This window comes from Acetobacter okinawensis JCM 25146, assembly GCF_000613865.1.
Lineage (GTDB): Bacteria > Pseudomonadota > Alphaproteobacteria > Acetobacterales > Acetobacteraceae > Acetobacter > Acetobacter okinawensis.
Window position 1 is genome coordinate 17,614 of the sequence record NZ_BAJU01000032.1, and the last position, 9,950, is coordinate 27,563.

7 protein-coding genes and 4 pseudogenes are annotated in these 9,950 nt (G+C 54.3%); 6 read left to right on the plus strand and 5 right to left on the minus strand.

Annotated elements, in window-relative coordinates:
- Nucleotides 1-19: 19 nt before the first annotated feature.
- Nucleotides 20-451 (minus strand): annotated as a pseudogene (locus tag JCM25146_RS22945) (IS5 family transposase); the annotation flags it as partial.
- Nucleotides 367-849 (minus strand): transposase, encoded by a 483-nt coding sequence (locus tag JCM25146_RS24970; protein WP_199897741.1) that lies wholly within the window; start codon nt 847-849, stop codon nt 367-369. The gene JCM25146_RS24970 and the pseudogene JCM25146_RS22945, both read right to left, overlap by 85 nt.
- 252 nt (nt 850-1,101) lie before the next feature.
- Here JCM25146_RS24970 and JCM25146_RS25245 point away from each other — a divergent pair.
- Nucleotides 1,102-1,495: pseudogene (locus JCM25146_RS25245) on the plus strand (IS481 family transposase); the annotation flags it as partial.
- Between the two features lie 114 nt (nt 1,496-1,609).
- Here JCM25146_RS25245 and JCM25146_RS25250 read toward each other — a convergent pair.
- Nucleotides 1,610-1,804, minus strand: coding sequence for a helix-turn-helix domain-containing protein (locus tag JCM25146_RS25250; RefSeq protein WP_369347421.1), 195 nt, complete (start codon nt 1,802-1,804; stop codon nt 1,610-1,612).
- Nucleotides 1,801-2,559 carry a GlxA family transcriptional regulator gene (locus tag JCM25146_RS19120; protein WP_369347422.1) on the minus strand — a complete coding sequence of 253 codons (759 nt, stop codon included), beginning with the start codon at nt 2,557-2,559 and terminating at the stop codon, nt 1,801-1,803. Before JCM25146_RS19120 ends, JCM25146_RS25250 begins: the two co-directional genes overlap by 4 nt.
- 107 nt (nt 2,560-2,666) lie before the next feature.
- Here JCM25146_RS19120 and JCM25146_RS21565 point away from each other — a divergent pair, with 107 nt between their 5' ends.
- On the plus strand, nt 2,667-3,131 hold the full coding sequence (locus tag JCM25146_RS21565) for a nuclear transport factor 2 family protein (RefSeq protein ID WP_081774853.1): 465 nt from the start codon (nt 2,667-2,669) through the stop codon (nt 3,129-3,131).
- A gap of 847 nt (nt 3,132-3,978) precedes the next feature.
- Here JCM25146_RS21565 and JCM25146_RS19125 read toward each other — a convergent pair.
- Nucleotides 3,979-5,321: pseudogene (locus tag JCM25146_RS19125) on the minus strand (outer membrane beta-barrel protein).
- A gap of 322 nt (nt 5,322-5,643) precedes the next feature.
- Between JCM25146_RS19125 and JCM25146_RS24980 the strand changes: the two are divergent.
- From JCM25146_RS24980 to JCM25146_RS11795, 4 genes and pseudogenes are all read left to right on the plus strand, one after another.
- Nucleotides 5,644-5,703, plus strand: a pseudogene (locus tag JCM25146_RS24980) (potassium-transporting ATPase subunit F); the annotation flags it as partial.
- 55 nt (nt 5,704-5,758) lie between these two features.
- Entirely contained in the window at nt 5,759-7,411 is a 1,653-nt protein-coding gene (gene kdpA / locus JCM25146_RS19130; protein ID WP_051544218.1) for a potassium-transporting ATPase subunit KdpA, read from the plus strand.
- A gap of 14 nt (nt 7,412-7,425) precedes the next feature.
- On the plus strand, nt 7,426-9,534 hold the full coding sequence (gene kdpB, locus JCM25146_RS11790; protein WP_025828153.1) for a potassium-transporting ATPase subunit KdpB: 2,109 nt from the start codon (nt 7,426-7,428) through the stop codon (nt 9,532-9,534).
- Between the two features lie 10 nt (nt 9,535-9,544).
- Nucleotides 9,545-9,950 (plus strand): potassium-transporting ATPase subunit C (locus tag JCM25146_RS11795; protein ID WP_025828155.1); only part of this gene is annotated, 406 nt, incomplete at its 3' end.

A 9,950-nucleotide genomic window follows, 5' to 3' on the forward strand; every position in this document is an offset into this window, starting at 1 on the left:
TCATCAACGATGGCGGTGCCTAGGCGGCGTGGACGAATTTGAGCCAGTATCTGGCGGCGGCGATATGGACCATGCTCATGAAACTGGCGGCGAGTTGATCGTATCGTGTTGCGATGGCGCGGTTAATTTTTATCTGGCCGAACATGCGCTCAATACGATTGCGCTGCTTGTAGAGCGTCCGGTCATACTCGATCGTCACCCGGCGATTTGATCGGCCCGGAATGACGGCCTGAATGTTGCGTTTCGCAAGATCCGTCCTGATGGCGTCGGCATCATAGCCTTTGTCAGGCAGCAGCGCCTTTGGGGCTCGCTCCGGCAACGCGATCAGCGCGTCATAAGCCTTGCAGTCTGCCGCCTCGCCGACCGTCAAGTGGAAGGCGAGTGGTCGTCCCCGGGCATCAGCCAGGCAGTGAAGCTTACTGGTGAACCCGCCCCGCGAGCGGCCAAGAGCTCGTCGATAAGCCCCTCTTTTCCACCCGCAGCCGAAACGTGGGCGCGAATGGTGGTGCTATCGATGCTATAGTGGCCACTGTCGGCCATGATCTCTGCCAGCGTGACCGCGACGACTTCCCGGACCCCGGCTTCGCTCCAGCGTCGGAACCGGCGGTAAATTGTGTTCCAGTTCCCATATTTTGGCGGAACATCGCGCCATGGCGTGCCGCAGCGGAGGCGCCAAAGTATGCCGTTAATAATTGAGCGATTATGCTCCGGACGGCATCCGCGTCCCCGGTTCGCAGCCTCAATCGGCAGCAAGCCCTTCAAAACACGCCACTCCGCCTCACTCAGATCACCTCGGCCCAAACCCGCCTCAAAAGGAAGCCTTGAATCAACCCCTTCGCGCTGCGTCAACCAATTCGTCCCCGCCGCCTAGCGTACCAAGTCAACGCTTGAGGTGGTATTTGGTCTAGGACGCATGTTCCAACGGAGGGCGGCTCTGAGAGTTGATGGTGATGGATACTCGATTGATCGTTGAAGGGACATTAGGCTACGAAATTGTTAGACCCATACTAAGCTGTCAGGTTGCGAGACGTCATTGGGATGGTGTGGCGTGGGCAATACTGCGTTACGCTCCATGGTTTTTTCCATTTTCAGGGAGACCAAATGATGCTTCATATCCACCTGCAGGCACGCACGACACCGGCCGTCTGGGGTAACTTGCCCGCTCACCGGAACCGACATCCGTGCTGGCTAGATGCTACGGGATCAGCCATGAAACGGTCCGCAAGTGGCGCAGGTGTGGTTCAGATTCCTGCTAGGACCGCAGCGGCCGTCCCCTGAAACTGGTCTGGAAAGCCTGAGAGGAGGAGCGTGCCATTGTTTGTCAACTCCAGCGTTCGACTGGTTTTGGCCTGGATGATCCGACCTTCGTCGTGCGGCATTCCTGCCACACCTGAAACGGGACAATATCTGGCGTATTCTGAAAGATGCCAGATTGAACAAGCTGTCTCCTGCTCCAAAGGCCGGACCTGTGCGTGGATTTGGAAAGTTCCAGGATGTGGGGGCGACCCGCTCCAGTCAAATTGTTTGTCCGAGATTACCGCCGACGTCGGAAAATTTTGCTGCAGAAACGGTAAGCTTTTCCGTTTGAAGATTTTCTGCCGAGAAGTGTTTAGTGTGTGGTATTTGCATTTCTTCGCATAGCCTGCGGCGGCTCGTGAAACTCACGTACGAATGCACGCCGCATCCGCTCAGGATCGTGGAAGCCGGTCATGGTAGCGATGGCTTCGATAGGGATCGTGGAGCACTCGACACGCTCCCGTGCGGCTTCCAGACGTAGTCGTTCGACCGCTCTGGCTGGGCTCATTCCCACGGCTGTCCGAAAACTGCGCGAAAAGTTCCGAGGCTCATACCTGCCTGATTAGCAAGAGTTTCCACGGTTAGACGCTCTTGAAGGTTTGATCGGATCCATCCTAGAAGCCCGGAAAAGCGTTCCTGAGTGCTTTCCATCTCGAGAAGGGCAGAGAACTGGGACTGCCCGCCGGGACGGTGATAGAAAACTACCATCTGCTTCGCTGTGCGACGTCCAATATCCGCACCAAGATCTTCGCTCACCAGAGAAAGGGCCATGTCAATGCCTGCGCTGATACCAGCAGAAGTCCAGATCAGACCATCATGAACATGAATGGCATCTGCCAAAACTTGGACTTTAGGAAACTGTTCTGCCATGGCGTTGGCCTGTTGCCAGTGCGTGGTCACACGGCGTCCATCGAGCAGGCCTGAAGCTGCCAGTAGGAACGCCCCTGTACACACGCTGCATATCCGTCGTGCAGTGTTGGCTTGATGACGTATAAATATCTGCAATTCCGGGCAAGTCATGGCTTGTTTGTGACCTTCTCCTCTGACCACGACAAGCGTATCAAAGGGTACTGCTGCCGCAAGTGGAACGGTCTCAATGACCATCCCCGAAGAAGAGCGAACCTTGCCGCCATATTGGGACAGGGGCGTCATCTCATATGGAGTGCCACCAAATGCACCGGCGATCTCGAAAACGGCCATTACTCCGGCAGCGTCGAGCAACTGGAAGTCTGGATAGAGAAGAACACCGATCTGTTTAGGCATGTCTTAAAATGAGGGATCATTGTCCTTCGTCAAATGCTCTTTTGGAAAACACTGACAGGCATCGGATCCACTCTTAATTCATTGTAGAACCACAAATGGAATTTCAAATGGCCCGCCCTCCCTATCCTCCTTTCAATGCTGAAACTGCTGTTCAAAAAGTTCGCCTCGCTGAGGACGCATGGAACAGTCAGGATCCCGAAAAAGTGGCGCAGGCCTATACACTTGATAGCCAGTGGCGCAATCGCTTGGAATTCATCAATGGACGACAGGAAATCGTCACCTTTCTCACGCGGAAATGGGAGCGCGAACGGGATTACCGGCTCATCAAGGAACTCTGGGCTTTTCAGGACAACCGGATTGCTGTTCGTTTCGCTTATGAATGGCAGGATCAGGCCGGGCAGTGGTTCAGGTCTCATGGAAATGAAAACTGGGAGTTCGATGGAGATGGCTTGATGCGTTACCGCGTTGCGTCAATCAACGACCAACCTATTTCAGCAACTGACCGCCTATTCCTCTGGCCGGAAGGACCGCGTCCGGGTAGCCATATAGGCCTTTCATCGTTGGGATTGTAACGGTCCGGCATTGCGTCCTTATGGCGTGGACTTGAACGTCTTGCATCCAATTCCTTAACATCTCCATTAGATAGCATGATGTTGGCAACTGTGACGTTCTGTGCCAGCGTCTCGAATGTGATGTCTCCCACTTCAAGCACTAGCACTACAGTTGCGGTTCATTTTGTTCTTTAATTGTTTATGGTTTCAATGCTTATCGGAAGGCTCGAATTTCGGGTGATCTGCTTCTCGAAAGGCCCTAAATTCTTTATGCTTCTGGCTCGAAAAATAAATTGCAACTTTAGTGCTAGGTTCAGGATCTATTAACTTATTGGACTGAACGATCTATTGTGATTCACGGGCTTGCCAATCGAGGGGGAGTCTGTGAGTGACGTGTTTTTTCTTTCTGATAGGGGTGGTTTGCGTAATCCGTAACAGTCTTCAGTGGAAAGATATGCAGAAAGCCTATCGTTAGCGTAAGACTTACCATCATGTCCGCGATCCATATCGTTGCAGCCTTCATCTTTTATCTCAAACAATGTGTCCTGAGCCTAAAAGAGGCCAACTGAACTCTCAGTCTGGTGCCGACTAAAAATTGGGGAATTACCGATGTCTTTGCTTAGCTCGTCATTCCTATGAGACAAGCGGATTTATCCTCTTTCACCAATCAGGACATCAAGCAAGGCGCCAACTGAATCTGTAACACGCCTCTGAGTAAACAGCGGAATAATCCGTTTCTTGGCTGCATGAAGCCCAGATGCCCACAGGCTCAGCGTCTCTTCAACTTATGAACCACTGTTTATAAAATCCTGAATCATTGTTGCCCATAGATTCAGAGCTCATCAACAAATGCAAATGTGGCGCTAAATCAGAAGCCGATCATGGCATCACCACCGAAGGTGAACATGCCGTTGTTACGACCGTCGTTGAAGACATGGGTGTTGTTGAGTGAGCGGTCAAAGCGGATTTCAGGCCGCAGGGCGAACACGCGCACATGCTTGCCCAGATCGGGGTGGTAGTTGATGCCCAGTGTCAGTTCGCCATAAATGGTGCCACGATCACTGGCCTGGCCACCGTTTGGATATGTTGTGTAACCGCGGCCCGCGATGGCGTTCATATATGAGTTATCGCCAGTAAAGGTCGTAACCATCAGATTGTTGTTATCGCGGTAGAGTTCGCCACGATAATTGAAGGTCACGCTGGGGCTGACGACATAGCTCAGGAAGGTTACAACGCTCCAGGCATCTGCCGATTTGAGGGGGCCGTTGGAACCATACGGTGTGCGCGTACCCTGATCATGCAGGTAGTTGAACTCCGCCGTTACACTCAGGCGGTTATTGACCTGCAGGGTCGCGTTGATGTCGTTCCAGAAGCGTTCAGCCTGATTGGACACGCGCCCTGTATAGCCATAACCAGCAACCGTGCTCGTGGGGTTTTCCGGGCCGACACGGCTCAGTTCAACAATCTTCAGCTTACCGCCCAGAAGGTTGTTGAGGTTGATGCCGAAATACCCGGCAGGACGGGAGTTATTGTCAGACGAGCCAAACGTGACCTGATTGCCGGTGTCGATCCCGAAGGTGACATCCACGGTCTTGTTGACATGCCAGTTGAACATGGCGCCCACATGCTCGAAAGGCACGGAATACTGGGATGTATATGCCAGCGTATAGAAGGGGCGTGCCGTCGGTCCATGACTTCCACACCCATGGGAGCCTGAAGGATACCGACCTGCATGTCCAGACCGCCATCCGTGGCCCAGGGCAGATGCACATCAACATGGGCCTGCGCGGGAATGAGCTGGTAACGGGCGTTCCATTCCTGATCGCTGATGCCGACAAGGTGGTAATAACGCGAGTCCGAACCGTAGATGCCCTGCAGGGTGAAGCCGACCTGATATTCGCTGGCATCGCCTGTGTTGGCTTTTTGCAGCGTCAGCACCACCTGATTAAGCTGCGCCTGATTGGCGTGGTCAGCAAAGAAGTTGCCGTAGTTATAACCATCGGTGGGGCGGGCCGGGTTGGCCATAATGCCACCATCAATCAGTCCGGTCAGGGTAATATCAGACAGCCAGTGTGAAAAGCCCTCGCTTTTGGTTGCGGTTGTCGCAAACGGGTGCCATTCGGCATGAGCCGGTGTGGCGGCCTGTGAAGCGACGAAGGATGCGAGGGTAAGCGCGGAAAAACCGGCCAGTTTTCTGCGGGTAAGGGCCATACGGTCAGTATCCTTGATAATTATTTGTTGAAAGTTATGTCTTGGAGCTAGTTCTCTAAGTGGCATCCAGACAAGATGAAAGAACAAGAAAACTTCTATTTTCTGATGAATTCCTATGACTTTCCTATAAAAATTGCTGCAGTATTATCTGTCATTCCTATGCGGTCCAGCACGATACTTCGAGAAGCACATAAGGAGCATTCTCGCATGCTGGATATTCTGTATCTCGCTCTTGGAGTGTGTGGCTTCGGCATATGCGTTGCCTACATTTCCATTTGCACGAGGGTCTGATCATGACCTTTGAACTCATCATGCCAGCGTCGTCACGTGTGGCCTGCTGGCCTATATGACGGCGGTTCTCCTGCGACCGGAGAAATTCTGACAATGTCATTCTATGGCTGGGTCACCATCATGCATTCCTCATCTGCGTTGTTGCGATGACGAGGCCGCTTGGTGGTTTCCTCAAACGTGTTCTCGAAGGAGAACAACATGTTCTTGGACGGTTCTTTGGCCCCGTCGAGCGCGGCATCTATCGTGTCGCGGGCATACAGGCCGATCGGGAGCAGTCGTGGTCACAATACACTCTCGCAATTATTGTTTTCAAGATCATCTGTTTTGTGGTGGTTTACGCTCTGCTTCGCCTTCAAGGTGCATTGCCACTCAATCCTAACGGCATGGGAGCGGTCGCACCCGATCTTGCCTATAATACGGCTATCAGTTTCTTGACGAATACAAACTGGCAGAGCTATGGCGGCGAGACGAGCATGAGCTACCTCAGCCAGATGTTGGCCCTGACAGTGCAGAATTTCGTGTCGGCAGCAGCAGGTATTGCGATCGCGGCGGCTGTTATCCGTGGTTTTACACGCCGGAGCGCCTCATCGATCGGTAATTTTTGGGCGGATCTCGTGCGGACGACGCTTTATGTCCTTTTGCCGATCTGTGTAATCCTGACCCTGTTCTTCGTAGTGGAAGGTGTTCCGCAGACTCTGGCCGGTTCTGTTACCGCCCTGACGGTCGAGGGTGCGCACCAGACAATTGCGCTCGGTCCCGTTGCTTCCCAAGAAGCAATCAAGATGCTTGGCACCAATGGAGGCGGCTTCTTCAACGTCAATTCGGCCCATCCATTCGAAAATCCGAACGCGCTGACGAATTTTGTGCAGATGCTCGCCATTTTTGCTCTGGGTGCAGGGTTGACCAACATGTTTGGACGCATGGTCGGCAAAGAGCGTCAGGGATGGGCAATATTCTCCGCGATGGCCGCATTGTTTCTTACCGGCGCCGCTGTGACCTACTGGTCTGAAGCCCATGCTAATCCTCTGCTGCATGCGCTCGGAATTGATCCTTCTCTGGGTAATATGGAAGGGAAGGAAACGCGTTTTGGCATTATAGGATCAGCACTCTTCGCAACTGTAACAACCGATGCGTCCTGCGGTGCCGTCAACGCCATGCACGAGAGTTTTCTGCCACTGGGTGGAATGGTGCCGCTCGTGAATATGATGCTGGGTGAAGTAATCTTCGGCGGTGTCGGTTCAGGTCTTTATGGTTTCCTGCTGTTTGCCATCATTGCCGTTTTCATGGCGGGATTGATGGTCGGACGCACGCCGGAATATCTGGGCAAGAAAATTGAGGCGCGCGAGATCAAAATGACGATGTTGGCAGTCTTATGTCTGCCTTTGGTTATGCTTGGTTTCACCGCGCTCGCCGTTGTCGTGCCGTCGGGCCTGTCTGCTCTGTCGGCCAGTGGTCCGCACGGTTTTACCGAGGCACTCTACGCATACACGTCGGCGGCGGCGAATAACGGTAGCGCGTTCTCCGGCTTGACGGCGAATACGTTTTGGAACGTGACGCTCGGTATTGGCATGATGGCAGGCCGTTTCTTCGTCATCATTCCAGTGCTAGCCATCGCAGGGGCAATGGCTGCGAAGAAAACGGCAGCTCCCACGCCGGGCACGTTCCCGACAGATACCGGTCTTTTCATAGCCCTCGTGATAGGCGTGATCCTGATCGTGGGTGGTCTCACCTTCCTTCCTGCACTCGCTCTCGGGCCGATCGTCGAGCATCTTACGATGCTGCGCGGCACCCTGTTCTAAGAGGCGCACCGTTCATGGTATTCCATTTACCTCATTCCGAAGCTACGCATGGCGGTCGGCAGCCGGAACATCGTAGTCAGGGCAGCCTGATGCAGACGTCGCTTTTGCTGCCTGCTATCGGAGAGAGCTTTCGCAAGCTCGATCCACGCATCATGTGGCGTAACCCGGTCATGTTTGTCGTGGAGGTCGTCACCATTCTGACGACGGTCCTGCTCATACGGGACATAGTCGCCGGGGGAACACATCTCGGCTTTGCGATCCAGATCAATCTCTGGCTCTGGTTTACGCTCCTCTTCGCTAATTTCGCCGAAGCCGTGGCGGAAGGGCGCGGTAAGGCGCAGGCCGACAGTTTGCGCCGAACCCGAACTGAAACACTTGGCAAGCGTCTTCTGATGAATGACGAGGGAGGCTACTCGCATCTCGGTCTGTATGAGGAGGTTCCTGCCCCTGAACTCGCGGTAGGTGACGTTGTGCTGGTGCAAGCGGGCGACTTCATTCCGAGCGATGGCGAAGTCATCGACGGGATTGCGTCAGTCGATGAGTCTGCCATCACCGGTGAATCTGCTCCTGTCATCCGTGAAAGCGGCGGTGATCGCTCCGCAGTGACGGGCGGCACGCGCGTCCTGTCAGACTGGATTATTGTACGAATTACAGCAGCTCAGGGTTCGACCTTTCTCGACCGAATGATTTCGCTCGTCGAGGGGGCACAGCGCCAGAAGACGCCCAATGAGATCGCACTGACAATTCTGCTGGCGGGTATGACACTGATATTCATCTTCGCGGTCGTGACGATCCCGAGCTTCGTGCATTATGCGGGCGGTCATATTTCGGTTCTGATCCTCGTCGCGCTGTTCGTGACCCTGATTCCGACAACCATTGGTGCTCTGCTCTCGGCAATCGGTATTGCGGGTATGGATCGGCTGATCCGCTTCAACGTTCTCGCCATGTCCGGGCGCGCAGTGGAAGCTGCTGGTGATGTCGATACGTTGCTACTCGATAAAACTGGCACGATCACTATTGGGGACAGGCAGGCTACCGCGTTTGTTCCTGTTTCAGGTGTAACCGAACACGAACTTGCTGATGCAGCACAACTTGCATCTTTGGCTGACGCGACACCGGAAGGGCGTTCGATCGTCGTGCTGGCCAAGGAGAAATTCGGTATCCGCGGCCGTGACATGAACGCCCTTGGTGCGCATTTCGTGCCCTTTACAGCACAAACCCGCATGAGCGGTGTAGATGTTGGAGATAGGCAGATCCGTAAAGGTGCTGTGGACAGTGTGATCGCATGTCTCGGGGAGGCCGTGCCATCAGTCGAACAGATCCGCCAGATTGCCGACGAAATTGCTCGTCAGGGCGGCACTCCGCTTGCTGTCGCCGACAATACACGCCTGCTCGGTGTGGTGCATCTGAAGGACGTTGTAAAAGGAGGAATCCGCGAACGTTTCGCGGAACTGCGGCGGATGGGGATCCGTACTGTCATGATCACCGGCGATAACCCCCTGACGGCGGCAGCGATCGCAGCAGAAAGTGGCGTGGACGATTTTCTCGCCCAAGCGACACCAGAAGCAAAACTGGCGCTGATCCGCTCGGAACAGGCATCGGGCAAGCTGGTGGCAATGTGTGGTGATGGCACCAATGATGCTCCCGCTCTGGCACAGGCCGATGTTGGCGTAGCCATGAATACGGGGACTGTTGCCGCACGTGAGGCCGGCAACATGGTTGACCTGGACAGTGATCCGACAAAACTCATCGAGATCGTCGGGATCGGAAAACAGCTTCTCATGACGCGCGGTGCCCTGACGACGTTTTCGATCGCCAACGACGTCGCCAAATATTTCGCCATCATTCCCGCCATGTTTGTAGGCTTTTATCCTGCGCTTTCTGCATTGAACATCATGCATCTTGCCACCCCCGAGAGCGCGGTGCTTTCGGCAATTATCTTCAATGCGCTCATCATCATCGCGCTCATTCCTTTGGCGCTGAAAGGCGTTCGTTATCGTCCGGTCGGCGCGGCATCGCTTCTGAGGCGCAATCTTCTAGTTTACGGCATTGGTGGCCTGATCGTCCCGTTCATCGGAATCAAACTCATCGACATGCTCGTGACGAGCATCGGTCTGGCCTGAGGACACTGGCATGACTCTTATCCGTCAACTTCGTCCCGCACTGGTGATTTTCGGTATTCTTTCCATTCTCACCGGCCTCCTATATCCGCTCGGCATGACTGCCATTGCGCATCTCTTGCTACCAGAAAAAGCTGGTGGCAGTCTGATCCATGAGGGTGAGCAAACGGTTGGTTCCGCGCTCATCGGTCAGAATTTTACGCAACCCCGTTATTTTCATGGTCGCCCCTCGGCGACCGCTGGTACAGATCCTACCGACCCTGCGAAAACCATTCCAATGCCCTATAATGCTGGGGCTTCGGTAGGTTCCAACGCCTCCCCGACCTCAAAAGCACTCGTGGAGCGCGTCTCCGCAACCCTTGCGCAACTGAAAGCTGAAAACCCGGAGGCCGTCGCGGCTGGGTTGCAGATTCCTATGG

What these genes read in the sequence shown, in the direction of transcription:
- kdpB (WP_025828153.1), top strand. Translation starts at nt 7,426, where the DNA reads ATGGTATTCCATTTACCTCATTCCGAAGCTACGCATGGCGGTCGGCAG.
- kdpA (WP_051544218.1), top strand. Translation starts at nt 5,759, where the DNA reads ATGACGAGGCCGCTTGGTGGTTTCCTCAAACGTGTTCTCGAAGGAGAA.
- JCM25146_RS25250 (WP_369347421.1), bottom strand. Translation starts at nt 1,804, where the DNA reads ATGAGCCCAGCCAGAGCGGTCGAACGACTACGTCTGGAAGCCGCACGG.
- JCM25146_RS19120 (WP_369347422.1), bottom strand. Translation starts at nt 2,559, where the DNA reads ATGCCTAAACAGATCGGTGTTCTTCTCTATCCAGACTTCCAGTTGCTC.
- JCM25146_RS21565 (WP_081774853.1), top strand. Translation starts at nt 2,667, where the DNA reads ATGGCCCGCCCTCCCTATCCTCCTTTCAATGCTGAAACTGCTGTTCAA.